The sequence below is a fragment of the Frigoribacterium sp. PvP032 genome, assembly GCF_017833035.1.
Lineage (GTDB): Bacteria > Actinomycetota > Actinomycetes > Actinomycetales > Microbacteriaceae > Frigoribacterium.
This window is the reverse complement of sequence record NZ_JAFIBM010000001.1, coordinates 521,816-543,744: the sequence shown is the minus strand read 5'-3', so window position 1 is coordinate 543,744 and position 21,929 is coordinate 521,816. Positions and strand designations below refer to the sequence as shown.

Below are 21,929 nucleotides of genomic sequence, written 5' to 3'. Positions count from 1 at the left end.
AGGTCGGAGAGGACACTTCCCGCCGGTTCACCGGCCGGGCCGGAGGGCCGGAAGGCCGGAGGGCCAGAGGGCCGGGCCGAGGAGGAGGCGCCTCAGCGGCCGTTCTTGACGTGCTGCGTGATCGTCGCGGCCGAGAGGGCCGTGTTGTACGCCGCCGTGTCGTCCAGGCTGCCGCCGAAGAAGTAGTTCGCGGAGCTCGCGGGGATGTTCGGCCAGCCGGCGAGGTTGTCGTACCCGACGCGCCAGTAGCCGTTGGTCGGCTCGCCGACGGCGTTCGTCTGCGTGCCGACGACCGCGCCGTCGACGTACAGGGTCATGACGCCCGCCGTGGTGACGGTGCCGGCGACGTGGTGCCAGGCTCCGTCGCGGTAGGTCTTGGTGGTGCTCACGGTCTTCGTGCCGCCGTTGTAGGTGCCGAAGGTGATCACGCCGGTGCCCGAGGCCCAGAGCTGGCGGTCGTACTGTCCGGACATGCCCGTGGCCTGGTTGCCGAAGCCGATGATCTTGCCGCCGGCGCTGTTCGTGGGCAGGTTGATCCACGACTCGACCGTGAACGCGGTGGGCGCCGCGACGGCGGGCGCGTTGGTCGTGACCTGGCCGGAGGTGCCGTTCAGCGTGACGTAGGGGCTCGAGCCGCAGGCTCCGGCGACGCGGGTGACGCCGCCCGAGAGCGTGCCGGCGCGGCCGGTCGCGCTGCTGTCGAGGGCGGCGGTGCCCGACGCCTCGTTGTAGCCGTACGAGAAGACGGGCGAGTCGGTCACGGCGGGCATCAGGCAGTCGTAGGCCGCGGCGGACGAGAAGTTGCTCGTCTTGTTGGCGGCCTGCGACGAGAAGGCCGCGCCGGCGCCGCCGGAGACGACGAGCGTGAGGGCGAGTCCGCCGACCAGGCCGGCGACCGCGAGGGTGCTGGCGGCGCCGCGCAGGCGACGGAGGCGGCGCTCACGACGGCCGGCGAGGCGGAGGCCGCGGCGCGAGGCCGGGTCGACGGCGGCCGAGGCTGCGAGCGAGGCGAAGACGGGCGCCAGGACGGGGGCCAGGACGGGCAGCGAGGAGGTGCCGGTCGTGGAGGAGGTGCCGGTCGCGTCCTCGGGAGCGCTGGCGGCGCCTCCTTCGCCTCGGCCCTCGCCCTTCGGGTCGCGGCGCAGCGAGCGGTCGGCCTGTGCGCCGAGCACGAGCAGCATCAGCGCGCTGCCGGTGACGAGCAGGTGGCCCCGCTGGTGGCCGGCGGCCCAGACGAAGGGGGTGCCGATGTACGGCACGCGGAGGTAGCCGACGCCGACGACGGCGCTGCGGTCGATCGGGGTCGAGTCCGCGGCCTGGTTCGCGTCGCCCTTGGTGACGATCTGCGTGCCCTGGCCGTTGTCGTCGTAGCGGTGCAGGCGGAGGTGGTCGGCGCGGTCGGGGTCCTGGAACAGCAGCACCTGGCCGCGGTGGATCGACGACGCAGGCACCGGGCGGGCGACGACGACGTCGCCGGGGTGGATGCGCGGCTCCATCGAGCCGGTCATGACGGTGGTGGGGGTCCAGCCGATCACGGCGGGGACGGCGGCCCAGAGCAGCAGGCCGACGAGGGTGCCGAGCACGGTGCGCGACAGGATGCCGACGACGATGCGGAGCCAGGCGAGACGGGCGCTGCTGGTGCCGGTCGTGCTGGTCTCGTGGCCGTCGCGGCGGGCGCCGGCGACCGTGACGGAGGCGGTGGCCGTGTGACGGGGGACGTCGTAGGTGGTCATGGCGTCCTCCTGTCTGGTCGGTGCGGGTGCCCGCGCTGGTGGGGCGCGGGTGCGGTGCTGGCGGTGCGGGTGGTGCTGGTGCTGGTGCTGGTGCTGATCGTGCGGTGGTGCGGGTGGAGCTGTGCAGGGGGCCGTGGGGCGTCGGGCATCCCACGGACCCCTGCCCCGCCGGCGGGTTCGGGACGCCGGCGGGAGTCGAGCGGGGCTCTAGCTGTTCTGGGCTTCCCAGGTGAGGCCGAGCGAGGCGGTGCCGGACTGCGTCGTGTTGGGCGCAGCGTTCGAGACCGTGTAGGTGACCTGGTAGACGCGGGTCTCCGAGGTCGTGGTCTGGGTGCCGGTGGTGCCCGTGGGGGCCCAGTTGCCGACGCCGTTGCTGAAGTTCGTGTAGCTGGTGCCGAAGCCGGCGAGCGTGCCGTTGTAGAGCGACGAGCCCGCGGCGAGGGGGGTGAAGCCCGAGCAGGAGCCGAAGCCGCCGCCGGTGCCCTGCACGACGCTGAGCGTGATGTTCGAGGCCAGGTTGTTCGTCGTCGCGGCGGCGGTGCCGTAGAGCTTGACGGCCGAGGCGAGCGTGCCGGTCGAGGTGACGGCGATGCAGTTGCTGCCGGTCGAGCCGGGCTTGAGGTTGGTGGCCGTGAACAGCGCGGTGTTCGAGTCGTCGTCGGTCAGGGCGACGGAGCCGGCGGTCCAGTTGCTGGTCGGGTTGACCGTGGTCGACGAGAAGGCCGAGTACGAGGCCTGCGAGACGACGACGCCGCTGGCGACGAGGGCGGCGGGGATGGCGATCCAGGCGGCGAGGCGGGCGGCGCGGGGGGTGGGACGGGACATCGTGGGCTCCAGGGTGTGAGAAGTGGTGGTGAGTCAGTTCGGAAGTTCGTGGGGGCCTGAGCATCTCGATCTCCGTGTCTCCCGGTGGTCGAGAGGTTCGGTGTCCGTGTGGCTCGGTGCCCAAGTGGTACGACAATCAAGTTATTCGGGTGTCGAGTAGCTTGCAAGCCGAGGGATGCCCCCAGTGGTGGGGGGTACCTCGTTCGCCGTGTTGCTTGACAGGCGAGCTATAGTGAGATCGAGACATCGCGCGGACTCACCTGCCGCACGCGATCCCTTCTTCTTCCGCCGCACCTCCTCCCCCTCTGGAGCGCACGCATGACCGACATCTCCCCCCAGCCGGCCGCCGGCACCGCGCCTCCCCTCGGCGACGACGGCCTCGTCGACGTCGACGGCGTGCTCGGCGCCTTCTCGACGCTCCTCGCACAGAACGCCCGCGTCGAGCGGCTCGTCGCCACCCACTTCGGCATCGGCACGACCGACCTCACCTGCCTCGTCTTCGTCGCGAACAACCCCGACAGCACCCCCAAGCTCGCCGCGGAGGCGCTCGAGCTGTCGACCGGTGCGACCACCAGCCTCATCGACCGGCTCGAGAAGGCCGGCTTCGTCTCCCGTCGCGCGCACCCCACCGACCGCCGCAGCGTCGTGCTCGAGCTCGCCCCCTCCGGCCAGGCCGCCGTCGCCGAGACGGGCGAGTTCTACCGCAGCGCCTTCCGCGACGCGATCGACCCGCGCCAGCTCGACTTCCTCGCGTCGGTGATGCGCGCGATCGGCGACTCGCTGACGCGCCGTGCGGTCGAGGACGGCACGACGGGCGCGCAGCCCGCCTGAGTCGGCTGCGCGCCCCCGGTCGTAGGGTGGCGCGATGACTCCCTCCGACGTGCTCATCGAGGCGTTCGACCGCCTCCCCGCCATCGCCTCCGCCGCCGTCGACGGCCTCTCGGTCGACGACCTGGCCTGGCGTCCGGACGCCGAGGCGAACACGATCGCCTGGCTCGTCTGGCACACCGCCCGCGGACAGGACGTGCAGATCGCCGACCTCGCCGCCTCCGACCAGGTCTGGACCGCCGACGGCTGGGCCGACCGCTTCGCGCTCCCCTTCGACCACGCCGAGATGGGCTATGGCCAGGCACCAGCGGAGGTGGGCGAGGTGCGTGTCGAGCCGCACCTCCTCGTCGCCTACCTCGAGGCGGTCACGCTGCGCACGCGCGGCTACCTCGAGGGGCTCGACGCCGCCTCGTACACGGACGTCGTCGACGACGCCTGGGACCCGCCCGTCACCGCCGGCTCGCGCCTCGTCAGCATCCTCGGCGACTGCACGCAGCACCTCGGCCAGGCGTCGTACGTGCGCGGCCTGCTCGACCGCCGCTAGCGCTAGCGCCCGCCCCCGTGCCGCGGCCGGGTCTCGTCGTGAGGCGCCGTCCGCACCCCTTGAACCCGCGCACACCCTCGCGCGCGCCGGCGGGTGCGCGCGGTTTCGAGGGGTGGCGACACCGGCAGGCCCTGCAGGAGGCGCGGATCGCCTCCCCCCGGACCGCCTGCCTACCGCAGGGACTCGGGCACGATCTCCGCGGGCACCTCGTAGCCCAGCGGCCCGGCCAGCACGTCGAGCGCCGCCCGGGCGGCCTCGTACTCGGCCACGAGGACGGGATCGACGACGGCGTGGGCGTGCGGCCAGTCGACCTCGGGGTCGCCCCAGCGCCAGGCGTCGAGGGCAGACGCGGCCGTCCGGGTCGCGCTGACCGCCCGCGCGAGGGCGACCAGGTCGCCGTGTCCGAGCGACCGCCCATCGGACTCGGCCCACGTCGCGAAGCTCGCGGGCACCTCCACGAGGGACTTGCGTGCCGTCGCCGTCGCGACCTGCTGCCGCGCTCGAGCCCGACCGTTCGCGCGCCGCTCGGTCGCCGCCCAGACGGGGATGCCGACGGCCGCCGCGCCCACGGCGCCGAGGGCGGCCCACGAGGGCCACTCGACGAGGTCGAGCAGCCAGACGGCCGCGGCGATGCCGAGCAGTCCGCCGGCGACGGCCGCGAGCCCCGCGACGGCGGGGCCCGCCGCGCCGCCGGCTCGGGGCCAGGTGAGCGCGTCGCGGAGTGCCGCTGCAGCCTCGTCCCTCGACAGATCGGGGTCGGCGATCAGCCAGCGGCTGCGCGCGCCAGCGTCGGCGTCGTGGCTGCGGTCACGATGCGCCGCGCTCGCCTCACGATCGAACTCGTCGCCGTGCCCGGGAGTGCCCTCCGGCACGTCGTCCACGAAGCGGCTCACGAGCGATCCGTCACGGGACGGATCAGCGCCATCGCAGGTAGCCCGACCTCGCGTCCCAGCGCGATCAGCTCGGCGGAGGCTCGGTCCTGGGCCGCACGCAGGGCCGCCTGGGCCGGGTGTGGCCCCCTGGCCGCCACACCCGAGCCGTCGCCGCCGTCCCACTCGTCCCACTCGTCCAGTCGCCCGTACAGGACGTCGACCAGTCGCCACTGCGCCCCGTCGAGCTCCGCCAGCAGAGACAGCGCGTCGAGCACGCGCCAGAGGTCCGCGGGACTCGTGGCGTCGGACGCCCAGTCGAGCGCAGCGCCCTCGATCGGCACGACGCTCCGGCTGGTCGCAGGCCCGGGCCCGCCGACGTCCGCCTCGCCTCGTCGCCAGGGCGCCTCGACCAGCACGATGCCCACGACCGCCACGACGACCAGCCCGACCACGCTCAACACCACGGCGACGGCGAACCGGGCGGGCAGCTCGGCGAGGTCGAGCTCGCTCATGATGGCCACGGTGCCCACCACGGCCCCGACCAGCAGGAGGAGCGCCACAGCCCCCGGGCTCCAGGCCAGCACGCGACGCACCACGCTGCGGTTCGTGGGAGCGTTCGCGGCGCGGTGCGCGCGCACCGCCTCCTCGGCCTCGGCCTCGGTCAGCGCCGGGTCGGCGACGTGCCAGACCTCGCGGTCGCTGATGCGGACACGGACGATGCCGGGTCTCTCGCGGGTCGGTGCCACGCTGCGAGCCTAGGCCGCAGCGCGGCGCACCTGTGCCCGGGCCCGGGTCCGCACCCGGCGAACCCGCGCGCACCCTCCCGCGCGCCGCTGGGTCCGCGCGGGTTCCGCGGGTGCGAGCGCGGTTCCCGCTGCGGCGCCGCGAGGGCCTACGCGAAAGCGACGAACCGCCGTGGTGTTCCACGGAGGTTCGTCGCTCTCACGCCGCCTAGGGCCCCGAAGGAGGCGCGGTGCGGCCTAGACGCCGGCCAGCTGGTCGACGAGGGCGTCGCCCGAGCGGGCGTCGATCATCTCGGCCTCGATCTCGGCGCGGTCGAGCAGCTCCTCCATGCGGCGGCGACGGGGGCGCGTGATCAGCGTGACCACGGTGCCCTCCTTGCCGGCACGGCCGGTGCGGCCCGAACGGTGCAGGTACGTCTTGTACTCGTCGGGCATGTCGGCCTGGACGACCAGCTCGATGTCGTCGACGTGGATGCCGCGGGCGGCGACGTCGGTCGCGACGAGCACGTTGACCTTGCCGCTGGTGAGCAGGCCGAGGTTGCGCGTGCGGCGGGCCTGGTTCAGGTCGCCGTGCAGGCTGGTGGCGCGGATGCCCGCGTCCTCGAGCTGGTCGGTGAGCTGCTCGGCGAACGCACGGGTGCGGGCGAAGACGAGCGTCTTGCCAGGGCCCGACGCGAGCTGCTCGATGACGGCCGTCTTGTCGCGCTGCTCGATGACGAGCACGCGGTGGTCGATCGTCGAGCTGGCCTGGTCTTCTCCGGCGACCTCGTGCACGGCGGGCTTCACGAGGAACTCGTCGACGAGCTTCGCCACGCCCTTGTCGAGGGTCGCGCTGAAGAGCAGCTTCTGGGCGCGGTCGCCGTTCGGCTTGACCTGCGCGGTCTCGCGGATGATGCGCTGCACCGGCTCGAGGAACCCGAGGTCGCACATGTGGTCGGCCTCGTCGAGCACCGTGATGACGACCTCGCTGAGGTCGAGGCGGCCCTGGTCGATCAGGTCCTCGATGCGGCCGGGGGTGCCGATCACGATGTCGACGCCGCGGTTCAGCGCGCCGACCTGGCGGGCCTGGGGCACGCCTCCGTAGACCTGCGTGGTGAACAGGCCGACCGAGCGGGCGATGGGCTGCACGGTGCGGTCGATCTGCATCGCGAGCTCACGCGTCGGGGCGAGGATCAGCGCACGGGGCCGACGGCCCATCTTGCGGTTCTTCCCGCCGTTGTTCTCCATCAGCTTCTCGACGAGCGGGGCGCCGAAGGCGATGGTCTTGCCGGAGCCGGTGCGACCGCGGCCGAGCACGTCGCGACCTGCGAGCACGTCCGGGATCGTCGCGGCCTGGATCGCGAACGGAGCGGCAGCGCCCATCGAGGCCAGCTGGCGCTCGATGTTGTCGCCGAGGCCGAGGTCGCCGAAGCTGACGCCCTCGACGTCCTGCGCCGTGAGCACCTCCGCCTGCAGCTTCTCGAGCTTGACGTCGTCCTCGGGCGAGTAGTGCGCACCCTGGTCGCGCTTCGGGTAGAAGTCGCTGCGATCGTTGCGCTCGGCTGCGCCGGGGCCGCGGTCGCCGCGGTCGAAGCTGCGGGGGGCGCGGTCGTCGCGGCCGCCGCGGCTGTCGCGGTCGTACGAGCCGCCGGAGGTGCGTCCGCCGCGCTCAGGACGGTCACCGTACGAACGGGCCGGCTGGTCGTCGCGGGGCGGGCGCCCGGCGGGCGTGTAGTTCTTGGGGGCGCGGTCGTCGCGGCGGGCGGGACGGGCGTCGCGGTCGTCGCGGCGCGGAGCACGGTCGTCGCGGTCGTACGAGCGCGGGGCGCGGTCGTCGCGTGCGGGACGGTCGTTGCGGTCGCCGCGGTCCCAGCTGCGCGGGGCGCGATCGTCGCGTGCAGGACGGGCGTCGCGGTCGTCGCGGCCGTACGAACGGCCGCCGCGGTCGTCGCGTCCGCCGGAGTCGCGGGCCGGACGGGCGTCGCGGTCCCAGCTGCGGGCGGGGCGTCCGTCGCGTCCGGCGCGGGCCGCCTCCTTGCCTCCGTCCCTGCCGAAGCGGGGGGCGCCTCCGTCGCGGCCTCGCTCGGCGTTGCGGGCGTCGTGGTCGCGGGGGGCGAAGCGGCTGTTCGAGGTCTTCTCGCGGGGCTCCCAGTTGGGGCGGCTGCTGCCGCTGCGGGGGGCCTCGCCGCGGTGCTCGGCGCGTGCGTCGGAGTTCCAGCGGTTCTTGCGCTCGGGGGCGCCGGCCTCGTCGGGGCGGTGGCCGCGGTGCGAGGAGCTCTTGGAGCCCGGCTTGCGGTGCGGGTCGGTGCCTCGCGAGCGTGAAGGAGTCTTGTCGTAGGGGGGCATGGTGTTCTTTCCGGGCTTGTGCGATGACGCGAAGAAATACCCGGGCAGCCATTGACCAGGACCGTTCACATACGTGAATTCATCCCGACGAGATCCGTCGTGAATCCGGCCCACAAGACGTACAAACCCTCATGTGCCCTGCTCGTCGCGTCCGGTGGTTGTCCGGGGAGCGACGCCGCAGGACGTGCGCGCCACAGGCGCGCGGTCTTGAGCCGACCCGTCCACGATACCCGACCCTCCCCCGGAACAGAACCCCCGCCTCCTCGACTTGCCGCCCTGCCCGCCCCCTCTCTGCTCGCCCACCCCGTGATTCGAGAGTGATCCGACCGAGTCACGCACCGCCCCTGCCCAGCGGCCCGTAATTTGAGAGTGATCCGGGTTCTCGAGACTCAGGATCCCTGCACACTGGCCGCCGCCGACGCGATCTGTCTCGCTTTGCCGTATCTAGGCCCGCTGCGGGCCCGACGGGAGATCTGCGGCGCTGTCCCGACGCGGAAACGACGAACCTCCGCCATGTTCCGCGGAGGTTCGTCGTCGTCGCGTCGCTACGCCGAGGTGTCGGCCGACGCTCCACCCGAGCCACCGGCCGAGGAGGCGCCCGAGACGCCCGCACGCCGGTCCGCCCGCCGCTCCCTCCAGCCCTCGTACAGCGAGTACAGCACCGGCAGCACGACCAGCGTCAGCACGGTCGACGACACGAGCCCGCCGATCACGACGACGGCCAGCGGCTGCGAGATGAACCCGCCGTGGCCGGTGATGCCGAGCGCCATCGGGGTGAGGGCGAAGATCGTCGCGGTCGCGGTCATCAAGATCGGCCGCAGCCTGCGCGACGCACCCTCGAGCAACGCCTCGCGCACGCGCAGCCCCCGTGTCCGGTACTGGTTCACGAGGTCGATCAGCACGATCGCGTTGGTGACCACGATGCCGACGAGCATCAGCACCCCGATCAGCGACGCGACGCCGAGCGGGATGCCGGAGGCGAGCTGCAGCAGGATCGCGCCGGTCGCCGCGAACGGGATCGACACCAGCAGGAGGAGCGGCTGGGCCAGGCTGCGGAACGTCGCCACCATGACGATGTACACGATCAGGATCGCGATGAGGACCGCGAGGAACAGCTGCGAGAAGGCGTTCGACTGGTCGGCGACGGCGCCGCCGACGACGGCGTCCGCCCCGGCGGGCAGGTCGAGCCCGGCGATCGCGTCGTCGACCTCGGTGCCGGCGCTCGACAGGTCGTCGCTCGACGGGGTGACGGTGACGGTGGCGCTCCGGACGGCGTCGGTCGTGGTGACCGAGGTGGGGCCGTTCGTCTGCTCGACCGTGGCGATCGAGTCGAGGCGCACGGGCCCGGTCGCGCTCGGCAGCTCGAGTGCGCGGAGCTCGTCGAGCGTCGCGGGGGGCGTTGGGTCGACGGTGTAGATGTCGACCGAGCTGTTGTCGATCTCGAGCGAGCCGACCCTGAACGGCTGCACCGCCTGCGAGACGATGCCGCCGACGGCGACCTCGCTCAGCCCGATGTCCGCCGCCGCGGCACGGTCGACGACGACGCCGATCACCGGCTGGGCGGCCTGCAGGTTCGATCCGGCCTCGGCCGTGCCGGGCAGGTCGCCGACAGCGGTGAGCACCGTCTCGGTCGCCGTCTGCAGGGTGTCGGGGTCGGGCGCGGTCACGTCGACGGTGATGTCGTTGCTCGTGCCGAAGCCGCTCGACGCGGTCAGCTCGATGTCGCCGGCATCGGCGACGTCGTCGAGGCGCGAGCGCACCTCGGCCTGCAGCGCGTCCTGGTCGGCGTCCTCGTTCGTGGTGATCGAGTACGTGACGGTGCTGTCGCCGGTGCCGCCGAAGAAGCTGGCGATGGAGGTGCCGCTCGAGCCGATCGTGAGCTGCACGGTCTCGATCCCGTCGACACCGTCGAGCTCGGTCTCGACCTTCGAGGCGGCGTCCGAGAGCACCTGCAGGCTCGACGCCGGCGCCAGGGTCTGCGTGACGGTGAACGTGTTCTGCCCGCTCGCCCCGAGGAAGTTCGTCTTCATCAGCGGGATCGCGGCAGCCGTGCCGCCGAGCACGAGCACGGCGACCAGCAGAGTCACGACGGGGTGGCGGAGCGTGCCGCGCAGCACCGGCACGTAGACGCGACGCAGCCGGTCGAGCGGCGCCGGGTCGGTCGGGTCGGAGGCGGCGGTCGTCAGCCGCTCCTGCACCTGCTCGCCCGCACCAGCACCGGCGCCGACAGCCCCGGGCGCGTGCTTGTGCACCTTCGGCGCCCGGAGGAACCAGTACGCCAGCACCGGCACGATCGTCAGCGACACGAACAGCGACGCGAGCAGGGCGATGGTCACCGTCAGCGCGAAGGGCCGGAACAGCTCGCCGGTGATGTTGCCGACGAAGGCGAGCGGCAGGAAGACGACGACCGTCGTGACGGTCGAGGCCGTGACGGCGCCCGCGACCTCGCGGACGGCGGTGGTGATCGACGCGACGCGGCCGTCGCCTCCTGCGAGGTGCCTCTTGATGTTCTCGATGACGACGATCGAGTCGTCGACCACGCGCCCGATGGCGATCGTGAGCGCGCCCAGCGTGAGGATGTTGAGCGTGTAGCCGGCTGCCTGCAGGCCGATGAAGGTGATGAGCACGCTCGTCGGGATGCTGATCGCGGTGACGATCGTCGAGCGCACCGACAGCAGGAACACGAGGATCACGATCACGGCGAAGACCAGGCCGAGCAGGCCCTCCTCAGCCAGCGCGTCGATCGACTGCTGGATGAACGGCGCCTGGTCGAAGACGATCGACAGGTCGACGTCCGAGCCGAGGTCGGCGGCGAGCGACGGCAGCGCGTCCTGCACCGTGGTCGACACGTCGACGGTGTTGGCGTCGAGCGTCTTGGTGACCGCGATCGTGAGGGCGTCCTGGCCGTCGACGCGGCTGATCGAGGTGACCGGCGCGCCGCTGAGGGCCACGTCGGCGACGTCGTCGATCGTGACCGCAGAGGTGCCGCCGAGCAGCGGCAGGGCAGCGACCTCGTCGGTGCTCGTGAGGCGCTGGCCGGCCTGGATCGAGAGCGTCTGGCCGTTCTCGGTGAGGGTGCCGCCCGGGATCAGCGTGCCGTTGGCGTCGAGCGCGTCCTGGAACGCCTGCGTCGTCAGGCCCGCCGCGGCGAGCGCCGTGGTGTCGGGCGTGATGACGACGCGCTGGCCGGCGTCGCCGTAGATCGAGGCCTCGCGGACCCCGTCGAGCTTCTGCAGGTCGGGCACGGTCGTGTTGGTGAGCCGGTCGACGAGCGCTTGGGTGTCGTCGGCCGAGTAGCCGGTGACGGCGATCTGCACGATGGGCAGGTCGTCGAGGCTGCCGGTGACCACCTGGGTGTCGACGCTGTCGGGCAGCGTCAGCCGGTTGATCGCCGACTGGATCTTCTGCTCGGCCGCGCCGAGGTCGGTGCCGTAGGTGAACTCGGCCGAGACGGTGCTCTGTGACGTGCTCGACGTCGCGGTCGTGCCCTCGAGCCCCGGGATGATCTGCACCGCCTGCTCGATCGGCGTCGAGACGTCGTCGTTCACCACCTCGGGCGTCGCGCCCGGGTACGAGCTGACGATGGCGATCTGCGGGAACTGCACGTTGGGCGCGAGCTCCTGCTTGAGCGACGTCAGCGCGATGCCGCCGAAGACGGCGACGACGATGGTGACGAGGGCGATCAGCGCGCGGTTGCGCAGGCTGAAGACGGACAGAAGATGCACGAGGCTCCGGTGGTGAGAGGGAGGAGAACGAAGGAGGCGACGGTGACGACGTGCACCGCGCCTCCATTGTCACCAGCCTCTCTGGGAACTGGCGGCGCTTTCTTACACGCTGTGCAGAGGTGGCCCCAGGTGTCTCGACGTGGAGGAACCGCCGCCCCTCGCCGACGGGACGGGCTAGACGACCTCGGCCATGAGCGCCCCGCGCGGCGCCTGCACCCCGTCGATGCCGTCCCAGGCGGCGGCGAGCGCCGCGAGCGCGCGGTCGGTCTCGTCGTCCGGGTACGAGTACGGCACCCGCAGGAACCGCTCGAACGCCCCGTCGACGCCGAACATCGGCCCGGCCGCGAGCAGCAGCCCGTGGCGGCGGGCGGCGAGCACGAGCTGCGAGCTGACGGGCGCGCCGAGGCCCACCCACGTGGTGAGACCACCGGCAGGCGAGGGCACGCTCCAGCCGGGGAACGCGCTGCGGAGACCGGCGACCAGCCGGTCGCGACCGTGCCTCAGCTGCCGGGAGCGCGCCTCCAGCACGCCGTCCATGTCGCCGAGCAGGTCGGCGACGATCAGCTGCTCGAGCACGGGGGTGCCGAGGTCGCCGGCCGAGCGGGCACGCACGAGGCGCTCGACGAGCGGCCGCTCGGCCCGGATCCAGCCGATCCGCAGGCCGCCCCAGAGCGACTTGCCGACCGAGCCGATCGTCACGGCGGGCCCGTACGCCGCCATCGGCAGCGGCCGGGCCCTGGCACCGGCACCAGCACCAGCACCGGCACCGGCACCTGCACCAGCACCAGCGAAGGAGGCGCCCCGCGGCCCCCCGACGACGAGCTCGGCCATCGTCTCGTCGGCGATCACGATCGTCCCCTCGTCCGCCGCGGCCTCGAGCACGCGCACCCGCTGCGCCTCGGGCATCGTCGCCCCGGTCGGGTTGTGGAAGTCGGGCATCAGGTAGGCGACGGGCGGGCTGGTGCGCCGCAGCGTCTGCAGCAGCGCCGACTCGTCCCACCCCTCGTCCACGGTCACGCTGACCGGTGCGAGCCGCGCGCCCACCGCCCGCAGCGCCTCGAACGCGTGCGGGTAGCCGGGCGTCTCGACGACGGCGCGGTCGCCCCGGCCGACGAGCACGCGGGCCAGCAGGGCGATGGCGTGCTGGGCGCCGAGGGTGACGACGATCTGGTCGGCGCTCGTCTCGAGGCCGCGGGCGCGGTACCGGGCCGCGATGGCCTCGCGCAGCACCGGGCGACCCACGGTGTCGTAGCCGGGCTCGGACAGGTAGGCGCCGAGGCGTCCCGCGGCGCGCTGCGCCGCCTCCGCGATGCCGTCGACGGCCGGCATCGCCGCCTTCGTGAAGTCGAGCACGTCGTCCTCGTCGGCGGGCCGGGCCGCCCTCGCCGCCCTGCCCTGGTCGGGCAGCCGCACGACGCTGCCGCTGCCGCGCAGGCTCGTGACGTGGCCCGCGTCGCGCAGCGCGGAGTACGCGGCGGCGACGGTGGTGCGGCTCACCCCGAGGTGCGCGGCGAGGTCGCGCTCGCTCGGCAGGCGTGTGCCGACCGAGAGCCGGCCGTCGAGCACGAGCAGGCGGATGCGGTCGGCGAGAGCGGCGTAGCCGGGCGACGAGGAGGCGCGCCACGAGTCGAGCAGCACCCCCAGCGCCCGCGACGACACGGCTGGTCCGCTCGTGACGATGCTCATGCGCGGGCGCCCCTCGGGCGGCGACGATCCTCAACGACGACAGCTCTCATGCAGCCACACTAGGCCGATTGGACTCTTGCTACCAGGCCGCTCGCCCGATTGGATCGGTCCATGCTCCTCACCCGCCGCCTCCTGCAGCTCTTCGTGGGCCTCTTCCTCTACGGCATCGCCATCGCGCTGATGGTCCGCGCCGCGATCGGGGTCGCCCCGTGGGACGTGCTGACGCAGGGCATCGTGAAGCAGACGGGCCTCGGCTTCGGCCTCGTCGTGTTCCTCACGAGCGTGCTGGTGCTGCTGCTCTGGATCCCGCTGCGCCAGAGGCCGCGGTTCGGCACGATCGCCAACGCGCTGCTGGTCGGGCCGTTCGCCGACCTGGGCCTGCACGTGCTGCCGCAGCAGACCGTGTGGTGGGCGCAGGGCCTCACCTTCGCGCTCGGGCTGCTGCTGCTCGCCGTCGCCAGCGGCCTGTACATCGGCGCCTCGTTCGGGCCCGGTCCGCGCGACGGCCTGATGCTCGGGCTGCACCGCCGGTTCGGCGTCAGGGTCGGGGTGGCCCGCACCGCCATCGAGGTGACCGTGCTCGCGATCGGCTGGCTGCTGGGCGGCCAGGTCGGCATCGGCACCGCGCTCGAGGCCGTCCTGATCGGGCCGATGGTGGCGTTCGCGCTGCCGCTCTTCGCACCACGAGCGACACGTGTCGCCGACCCTGCGACCGACTCGACCACCACCTCCGGCACTCCGACCGGCACCCCCACCGGCCCGGTGCCGACGACCACCTCGACAGCCGCCTGACGAATCGGGAATGCCTCGTCCCCGCCGCGAGTTGACAGGCCCTCGCCGCGGAGTAGAGTCGCCGCTCGTGACTGACGACACCAGGTCGCCGAAGCGGTGGCTGATCGGTGAACCCCTCCCCTCGGAGAAGCTCGAGGGCCAGCTGCTCCCCAAGCACCTCGCCCTGCCGATCTTCGCCAGCGACCCGCTGAGCTCGGTGGCCTACGCGCCGCAGGAACTGTTGATGATCCTGCTGATCGGCGGGCTCGGGTTCCTCACCCTCGCGCCGTGGGTCGCGGTCGCGGTCGTCGTGCTGCTGCTGGTCGTCGTGGCGTCGTACCGCCAGCTGATCAAGGCGTACCCCTCAGGAGGCGGCGACTACGAGGTCGCCCACCGCAACCTCGGCGAGAAGGCCGGCCTCGTCGTGGCCTCCGCCCTGCTGGTCGACTACGTGATGACGGTCGCCGTCTCGGTCGCGTCGGGCGTGGACAACATCATCTCGGCCGTGCCCGAGCTGGCCCCCGTGCGGGTCGAGCTGGCGATCTTCTTCGTCATCGCGCTGGCCGCGGTGAACCTGCGTGGCGTGCGCGAGTCGAGCAAGGCCTTCGCCGTGCCGACCTACCTCTTCGTCTCGAGCGTGTTCGTGATGATCGTGATCGCGCTCGTCCGCACCGCGCTCGGCGACCCGCCCGTCGCCGAGAGCGCCGAGTACACGGTGCAGGCCGACCAGCTGACGCAGGCCGCGTTCATCCTGCTGCTGCTCCGCGCCTTCTCGAGCGGCTGCTCGGCCCTGACCGGCGTCGAGGCGATCGCGAACGGCGTGCCCGCGTTCCGCCGGCCCAAGGTGCAGAACGCCCAGAAGACGCTCGTGCTGATGGGCAGCATCGCGATCGTGCTGTTCGCCGGGCTCGTCGCCGTGGCCCTGATCGCCAAGGTGCACTACGCCGAGGACGCCTGCGACCTGCAGGGCTTCGTCGACTGCGCCGGAACCCCGCAGCGCAGCCTCATCGCCCAGATCGCGAGCGCGGTGTTCGGCGGCTCGCTGTTCGGGATCCCCTTCTACCTGATCCAGGCGTGCACGGCCGCGGTGCTGCTGCTGGCCGCCAACACGGCGTTCAACGGGTTCCCGCTGCTCGGCTCGATCCTGGCCCGCGACCAGTACGCGCCCAAGGCGCTCAACACCCGCGGCGACCGCCTCATCTACTCGAACGGCGTCATCGTCCTGGCGCTCGTCGCCTGCGCCATCCTGCTCGTCTACCAGGCCAGCGTCACCGGGCTGATCCAGCTCTACATCATCGGCGTCTTCGTCTCGTTCACGCTCGGGCAGACCGGCATGGTCGTGCACTGGACGCGCATGCTGCGCGAGGGCTGCGCCGACCGCGGTGCCGTCTACCGAGCTCGGGGCATCAACGCCTTCGGAGCCCTGCTCACCGCCTCCGTGCTCATCGTCGTGACCGTGACCAAGTTCACGCACGGCGCGTGGCTCGTGTTCGTCATCATGCCGATCCTGTTCACGCTGATGCTCGGCGTGAACCGGTACTACCGCGACGTCAGGGTCGAGATCGAGCCCGACGCGACGACGCAGTTCGGCTCGCACGGCGACCACGCGATCGTGCTCGTCGGCACGATGCAGAAGCCGGTGCTGAAGGCGCTCGACTACGCCATCGCGGCGCGGCACGAGTCGCTCGAGGCGATCCACGTCGGCATCGACGACGAGGCCACCGCGCTGCTGCAGCGCCAGTGGGACGAGCAGGGCATCGAGGTGCCGCTGCGCATCGTCGCGTCGCCGTACCGCGACATCAGCATGCCGCTGATCAAGTACATCAAGGCGCACCGGGACGAGCACGGCTCCGAGGTCGTCACCATCTACACGCCGATCTACATCGTCGGCCACTGGTGGGAGGCGGCCCTGCACAACCACAAGAGCCGCCGCATCCGCCAGCGACTCATGCTCGTGCACGGCGTCACGATCTCGCTCGTTCCGTGGCTGCTCGACTCGTCCGAGATGCTCTACGGCCGCCGGTCGCGGCCGGTCCCCGGCCAGGACCGTCGTGGCGAGCCGATCCGGCCCCTGCCGCGTCGCCCGCTCGTGCCGGCAGGCTCGGCGGGCACCGCAGAGGCGACGGGGTCCGTGCCCGCGGGAGGCGCGGGTCCGGCAGGCCGTGCCGGCGCGGCCGTCGAGGGCGGCGCCGTCCACCGCGGCCTCGTGGTCGACGCCGAGCGCCACGACGCCGGGCTGGGCGACTCCACCGCCGATCCCTCGGACACCGCTCACGAACCAGGGCCGAAGCAGACCCCGCGCGCTCCCGGCAAGGGCCAGAACGTGGGCAACGCCCGGCGCGGCGACGCGGCCCGCAAGGCCCGATCGGCCGCGCGGAACAGCACGGGGCCCCGCCGCAAGAAGTAGCGAGCGGCCGGCGTAGCTGGGCATCGACCCCGGATCGACGACAAGATCTAGACTGACGTATCACCCGTGAGATATCGTCAGCCCCCAGCCCAGCACGGGGACACGCCCTCCTCGACCGGCAGGGCTCCCGACGACGCCTCCCGGAGCACGCCCATGAACGATCTCTCATCCCTCGGGCTCGGCGTCGACGACGACGACGCAGCCGACGCCTCCTCGTCCGGCGGACCTCGCGACCCTGGCGAGGGTCGGCGCACGCGACGCGGGCCCCGTTCGCGCGCTGCTCGGGCGCTCCTCGTCACCGCCGTCGCGCTCGTCGCCCTGCTCGTCGCCGCGGGGGTCGTCGCAGGCGGCTTCGCGCTGCACCTGGCGTCGTCGTGGGACGACTCGACGAAGACCCTCGACAACGCCTTCCCCGCCGACGCCGGCCGCCCCGCCGCGGCGACCGACGGGTCGCTCAACCTGCTGCTGATGGGCTCCGACTCGCGCGGCGACGAGACGACGCTCGACGACACGGCGCCCTCGGGGCAGCGCACCGACACCTTGATGGTGCTGCACGTCGACGGCGATCGCCAGCACGCCTCGGTCATGTCCGTCATGCGCGACCTGTGGGTGCCGATCCCCGGCCACGGCGTGGGCAAGGTGAACTCCGCCTTCGCACTCGGCGGCAGCCCGCTCACGGTGCAGACCGTCGAGGCGCTGCTCGGGGTGCGCATCGACCACGTGGCGATCATCGACTTCGAGGGGTTCGCCGGCATGACGACCGCGCTCGGCGGGGTCGACGTCGTCAGCGACCGGGCGTTCCGCAGCACGGCGCTCGACCGAGAAGCCCCGCACGACTACGTGAAGGGCGTCAACCACCTCGAGGGCGCCGCGGCCCTCGACTTCGTCCGCGAGCGCAGCGCCTTCGCCGACGCCGACTTCCAGCGGGTGAAGAACCAGCAGGCGTTCCTCCAGGGGATCCTGCGCACCCTCGTCAGCCGAGCGACACTCACCGACCCGACGCGCGTCACCGGCTTCCTGACCGCGACCGCGCCGTACGTGACGGTCGACTCCGGCCTCGACGCCGCCGCCCTCGTCTCGCTCGGGTTCGGCCTCCGTGGCCTGAACCCGGACGACGTCGACTTCTTCACCGTGCCGACCGCCGGCACCGGCACCTCGGACGACGGCCAGTCGATCGTCCTCCCCGACGACGCGGCCGTCTCCGAGCTCGGCGACGCCCTGCGCGACGACCAGGTGCGAGCGTTCCTCGACGCCCGTGGCGGCCGCCCGTGACAGGCCGTCAGGGCTGGGGGCACATGCTAAGATCGATGCAGTTTTGCAACGTCACCTGTCGGTAGTTCCCGGTTCGTCCGACACCGTTTCCGGGCCGAATTCACGAGGGGGTCACGCATGGGGCGCGGCCGTCAAAAAGCCAAGCACACCAAGGTCGCCAGAGAGCTGAAGTACTTCAGCCCTGACACCAACTACGGTGCGCTCGAAAAAGAGCTTGCGACCAAGAGCGATTCCGACGAGTACGTCGACCGGTGGGCCGACGACTTCGAGGACGACTCCGACGTGGACACCGGCCTCGACGAGGGCCGGGACGACCACGACCAGAGCAAGAGCGCCTAGGCACGACCATGGCGCTCGAGTGGGAACAGGTCGTGGTCGACGCAGTCGACCCCGACGCCCTCGCCGCCTGGTGGCGCGAGGCCCTCGGCTGGGTCGACATCAGCGACCCCGGCGACGAGCCCGAGCTGCGACCGGCTCCTGAGTCGCTCCCCGGGCTGCTGTTCGTGCGGGTGCCTGAGGCCAAGACCGTCAAGGACCGGCTGCACCTCGACTTCCGTCCCGACGACCAGGCCGCCGAGGTCGCTCGCCTCGAGGCCCTCGGTGCCGTGCGTGTCGACGTCGGCCAGGCCGGCGCCTCCTGGGTGGTGCTCGCCGACCCTGAGGGCAACGAGTTCTGCGTGCTCGGCTCGCGCCGCACCTCCTAGGGCACGGCTCGGGTCGAGTCGGCCCGGCCCGGCCCGCTCACGCGCCCGCGGGCGCCGTCAGACGTCGTGCGACGACGGGAAAGCGACTGACCGACGCGATACTTCGCGTCGGTCAGTCGCTCTCGCGTTGCTTCGGGCCCGTCTCGCCCCGAGGAGGCGGCAGCCCGGTAACTAGCCGACGAGCTGTCCCAGCACGGGCATGAGGCCCATCGCGACGACGAGCACGAGCCCGCCGGCGGTGAGGAACGCCACGCGCCTGCCGCCCGTCACGGGCGAGACGCCCCGCCGGGGCGCAGGAGCGAGGGGCACCCGGCTGACCCGTGCGGAAAGGGTGCTGGTGTGAGGGTGAGTGTGAGTTGTCATGCTGGTCGACTCCTTCGTCGTCCGTCCCGACATCGTCGTCGAGTCCGCCCCTTGAGGCATGGGTCGATCATACGTCCGGACCGTGCCCGCGGCTCATGCCGGGCACGACACGCGGCTCATGCCGGGCACGACCCGCGCTTCCGCGCCCTCCCCGCCCGACCGCGCGTCGAACCCGTTGGCGCCCACTCGCCTCCGCGCCCCGCATAGTTCAGGAACTCACGTCGCGGCGTTCCTGACCCGTGCACGATTCAGGACCAGGAGTCCTCTCCCTGCGCAACTCAGGCCTCATGTTCCTGAATGAGGAGAGACACGCACGGACGGGTGCCCGCGAGCAGGCGGCAGGCAGCAGGCGGCGGGCGGCGGGCGGCTAGCTGCGGAAGCCGCCGACGAGGCGCACGGCCCCGCCGTCGACTCCCTTGGCGCCCTGCTCGAACCCGGCCAGGTCGCGGGCCGCGGTCGAGACCGTGCCGACCTGCCACGTGGCGATGCCGTCGGCGACCAGCGCCGCCGTGACGGCGTCGGCCGAGGAGGCGTCCACGACGGCGATCATGCCGATGCCGAGGTTCCAGGTGCCCTCGCTCGACTCGAGCGTCGAGCCGGCGAGGTCGCTCAGCACGCGGAACACGGGGTCGGGCGACCAGGTGCCGCGATCGACCTCGGTCGACGAGCCGAGCGGCAGCACGCGGGCGAGGTTCGCCGCGATGCCGCCGCCGGTGACGTGGCTGAGCGAGTGCACGGCTCCGGCGAGCGCCGGGTCGTCGAGCACGCGCAGCAGCGGGGACGTGTACAGGCGGGTCGGCTCGAGCAGGGCCTCGCCGATCGTGCCCGACAGCTCGGCGAGCGAGTCGTCGTAGCCGAGGTCGGCGGACGCCAGGATGTGGCGGACGAGCGAGAATCCGTTCGAGTGCAGCCCCGACGACGCCATCGCGAGCACGACGTCCCCGTCGCGCACGAGGTGCGAGCCGAGCTGCTGGCCGGCCTCGACCGCGCCGACGGCGGCACCGGCGACGTCGTAGTCGTCCGGGCCGAGCAGGCCGGGGTGCTCCGCGGTCTCGCCGCCGACGAGGGCGGTGCCGGTGGCGCTGCAGGCGCGGGCGATGCCCTCGACGATGGAGGCGATGCGCGCCGGCACGACGCGGCCGCAGGCGATGTAGTCGGTCATCATCAGCGGACGTGCGCCGACCACGACGATGTCGTCGACGACCATGCCGACGAGGTCCTGCCCGATGGTGTCGTGCTTGTCGAGGGCCTGCGCGATGGCGACCTTCGTGCCGACGCCGTCGGTCGAGGTGGCGAGCAGCGGACGCTCGTACGACTTGAGGAACGACACGTCGAACATGCCCGCGAAGCCGCCGAAGCCGCCGACCACACCCGGTCCGTGGGTGGCGCTGACCGCCTCCTTCATCAGGGCGACGGCGCGGTCGCCCGCGGCCGTGTCGACCCCCGCGGCGGCGTAGGAGGCGCTGGTCGAGTGGGCAGCGGGAGTCGCCATTCGTTCATCCGTTCGGTGTCGCTCTAGACTGACGCGGTAACCCCAACTCTACGGTCTGGAGCCAGATCCGCATGTGCGGCATCGTCGGTCTCGTCGCGCACGAGCCAGCTAATCAACTCGTCTACGACTCCCTCCTCCTGCTGCAGCACCGCGGTCAGGACTCGACCGGCATCGCGACCGCCGAGCGCGGCATCTTCCACGTGCACAAGACCAAGGGGCAGGTCCGCGAGGGCTTCCGCACCCGCGACATGCGCGGGCTCCTCGGCACGATGGGCCTCGGCCACGTGCGCTACGCCACCAAGGGGGCGGCGACCAACGAGCAGGAGGCGCAGCCGTTCTACGTGAACGCGCCCTACGGCATCGTCCTCGTGCACAACGGCAACCTGACGAACACGCGCGAGCTCACGAGCGAGCTGTTCCACGTCGACCGTCGTCACCTCAACACCAACAGCGACACCGAGCTGTTGGTCAACGTCCTGGCGCACGAGCTGCAAGAACAGGTCAACGGCACCGACCTCGACCCCGAGCAGATCTTCGCCGCCGTCGCCCGCGTGCACGAGCGCGTCGAGGGCTCGTACGCGGCCATCGCGATGATCGCCGGCCACGGGCTGCTCGCGTTCCGCGACCCGTTCGGCATCCGTCCCCTCGTGCTCGGCCGCCGCAAGGCCGCCGACGGGCAGCGCGACGAGTGGATCGTCGCGAGCGAGTCCCTCGTGCTCGAGTCGGGCGGCTACGAGATCGTCCGCGACGTCGCCCCCGGCGAGGCCGTCTTCGTCTCGCTCGACGGCGAGATGGTGTCGAAGCAGTGCCACGCACGGCCGCGGCTGATCCCCTGCTCGTTCGAGTACGTCTACCTCGCGCGTCCCGACTCCGTCATGAACGGCATCTCGGTCTACGACGCACGCCTCCGTCTCGGCGACCGCCTGGCCGACACGATCGCGCAGTACGCGCCGACCGGCGACATCGACGTCGTCATGCCGATCCCCGACTCGTCGCGGCCCGCCGCCATGCAGGTCGCCCAGAAGCTCGGCATCGAGTACCGCGAGGGCTTCTACAAGAACCGCTACGTCGGCCGCACCTTCATCATGCCCGGCCAGGCCGAGCGCAAGCGCTCCGTGCGCCAGAAGCTCAACGCCATGTCGAGCGAGTTCAAGGGCAAGAACATCCTGATCGTCGACGACTCGATCGTCCGCGGCACCACCTCGCGCGAGATCGTCGAGATGGCGCGTGCCGCCGGGGCGAACGAGGTCACGTTCACCTCCGCCGCGCCTCCGGTGCGCTACCCGCACGTGTACGGCATCAACATGCCGTCGCGTCACGAGCTGGTCGCCCACGACCGCAAGATCCCCGAGATCGCCCGCGAGCTAGGCGCCGACCACCTGATCTACCAAGAGGTGGCGGACATGCAGGCCGCCATCATCGAGGGCAGCGACGTCACCGACCTCGAGATGAGCTGCTTCACGGGCGACTACGTCACCGGCACGGTCAGCCCCGAGTACCTCGCCTGGGTCGAGGCCAACCAGCTCAGCTGACGACGCCCACCCGACGCTGCCCGTTCCCTCTCCTCATTCAGGAACATCGGTCCTGAGCGCGCACGATGCAGGACTGTGGATCCTGATCTGTGCACGATCCAGGCACC

The 21,929-nt window shown here is 72.2% G+C and carries 17 protein-coding genes; 8 read left to right on the top strand and 9 right to left on the bottom strand.

Annotation, left to right across the window (positions count from 1 at the left end; translation table 11 throughout):
* Positions 1 to 92: 92 nt before the first annotated feature.
* Complete coding sequence (locus JOE35_RS02520) at positions 93 to 1,733, bottom strand: signal peptidase I (protein WP_209559687.1); 1,641 nt, start codon at positions 1,731 to 1,733, stop codon at positions 93 to 95.
* A gap of 207 nt (positions 1,734 to 1,940) precedes the next feature.
* The gene (locus JOE35_RS02515; protein WP_209559686.1) at positions 1,941 to 2,558 is read right to left on the bottom strand and encodes a hypothetical protein; all 618 of its coding nucleotides are present in this window, start codon (positions 2,556 to 2,558) and stop codon (positions 1,941 to 1,943) included.
* A 318-nt stretch (positions 2,559 to 2,876) separates the two neighbouring features.
* On the opposite strand from JOE35_RS02515, the gene JOE35_RS02510 reads away from it, so the two are divergent.
* On the top strand, positions 2,877 to 3,389 hold the full coding sequence (locus tag JOE35_RS02510) for a MarR family winged helix-turn-helix transcriptional regulator (RefSeq protein ID WP_209559685.1): 513 nt from the start codon (positions 2,877 to 2,879) through the stop codon (positions 3,387 to 3,389).
* Between the two features lie 34 nt (positions 3,390 to 3,423).
* A complete protein-coding gene (locus tag JOE35_RS02505) occupies positions 3,424 to 3,930 on the top strand; it encodes a DinB family protein (protein WP_209559682.1) in 507 nt (168 codons plus the stop codon).
* A gap of 170 nt (positions 3,931 to 4,100) precedes the next feature.
* Here JOE35_RS02505 and JOE35_RS02500 read toward each other — a convergent pair whose 3' ends face one another.
* From JOE35_RS02500 to JOE35_RS02480, 5 genes are all read right to left on the bottom strand, one after another.
* Entirely contained in the window at positions 4,101 to 4,823 is a 723-nt protein-coding gene (locus tag JOE35_RS02500) for a hypothetical protein (RefSeq protein ID WP_209559680.1), read from the bottom strand.
* A complete protein-coding gene (locus JOE35_RS02495) occupies positions 4,820 to 5,548 on the bottom strand; it encodes a hypothetical protein (protein ID WP_209559678.1) in 729 nt (242 codons plus the stop codon). The genes JOE35_RS02500 and JOE35_RS02495 overlap by 4 nt, the downstream gene beginning before the upstream one ends.
* Positions 5,549 to 5,782: 234 nt before the next feature.
* Positions 5,783 to 7,870 carry a DEAD/DEAH box helicase gene (locus JOE35_RS02490; RefSeq protein ID WP_209559675.1) on the bottom strand — a complete coding sequence of 696 codons (2,088 nt, stop codon included), beginning with the start codon at positions 7,868 to 7,870 and terminating at the stop codon, positions 5,783 to 5,785.
* Positions 7,871 to 8,415: 545 nt separating this feature from the next.
* Entirely contained in the window at positions 8,416 to 11,595 is a 3,180-nt protein-coding gene (locus JOE35_RS02485; RefSeq protein WP_209559674.1) for an efflux RND transporter permease subunit, read from the bottom strand.
* A gap of 174 nt (positions 11,596 to 11,769) precedes the next feature.
* Positions 11,770 to 13,281 carry a PLP-dependent aminotransferase family protein gene (locus JOE35_RS02480; RefSeq protein WP_209559672.1) on the bottom strand — a complete coding sequence of 504 codons (1,512 nt, stop codon included), beginning with the start codon at positions 13,279 to 13,281 and terminating at the stop codon, positions 11,770 to 11,772.
* A gap of 111 nt (positions 13,282 to 13,392) precedes the next feature.
* Here JOE35_RS02480 and JOE35_RS02475 point away from each other — a divergent pair, with 111 nt between their 5' ends.
* The 5 genes from JOE35_RS02475 (at position 13,393) to JOE35_RS02455 (ending at position 18,435) form a co-directional block, all read left to right on the top strand.
* Complete coding sequence (locus JOE35_RS02475) at positions 13,393 to 14,073, top strand: YitT family protein (protein WP_209559671.1); 681 nt, start codon at positions 13,393 to 13,395, stop codon at positions 14,071 to 14,073.
* Positions 14,074 to 14,173: 100 nt separating this feature from the next.
* On the top strand, positions 14,174 to 16,459 hold the full coding sequence (locus JOE35_RS02470; protein WP_245186228.1) for an APC family permease: 2,286 nt from the start codon (positions 14,174 to 14,176) through the stop codon (positions 16,457 to 16,459).
* A 153-nt stretch (positions 16,460 to 16,612) separates the two neighbouring features.
* Complete coding sequence (locus JOE35_RS02465) at positions 16,613 to 17,731, top strand: LCP family protein (RefSeq protein ID WP_209559665.1); 1,119 nt, start codon at positions 16,613 to 16,615, stop codon at positions 17,729 to 17,731.
* A gap of 117 nt (positions 17,732 to 17,848) precedes the next feature.
* A complete protein-coding gene (locus JOE35_RS02460) occupies positions 17,849 to 18,070 on the top strand; it encodes a DUF3073 domain-containing protein (protein WP_209559661.1) in 222 nt (73 codons plus the stop codon).
* A gap of 8 nt (positions 18,071 to 18,078) precedes the next feature.
* Positions 18,079 to 18,435: a VOC family protein gene (locus JOE35_RS02455; protein WP_209559657.1), complete on the top strand. Its 357-nt coding sequence runs from the start codon at positions 18,079 to 18,081 to the stop codon at positions 18,433 to 18,435.
* Between the two features lie 171 nt (positions 18,436 to 18,606).
* Here JOE35_RS02455 and JOE35_RS02450 read toward each other — a convergent pair whose 3' ends face one another.
* Complete coding sequence (locus JOE35_RS02450; protein WP_209559654.1) at positions 18,607 to 18,798, bottom strand: hypothetical protein; 192 nt, start codon at positions 18,796 to 18,798, stop codon at positions 18,607 to 18,609.
* Positions 18,799 to 19,165: 367 nt separating this feature from the next.
* Positions 19,166 to 20,290 (bottom strand): phosphoribosylformylglycinamidine cyclo-ligase, encoded by a 1,125-nt coding sequence (gene purM, locus JOE35_RS02445; protein WP_209559652.1) that lies wholly within the window; start codon positions 20,288 to 20,290, stop codon positions 19,166 to 19,168.
* A gap of 71 nt (positions 20,291 to 20,361) precedes the next feature.
* On the opposite strand from purM, the gene purF reads away from it, so the two are divergent.
* Positions 20,362 to 21,822, top strand: coding sequence for an amidophosphoribosyltransferase (gene purF / locus JOE35_RS02440; RefSeq protein ID WP_192042861.1), 1,461 nt, complete (start codon positions 20,362 to 20,364; stop codon positions 21,820 to 21,822).
* Positions 21,823 to 21,929 lie beyond the last annotated feature (107 nt).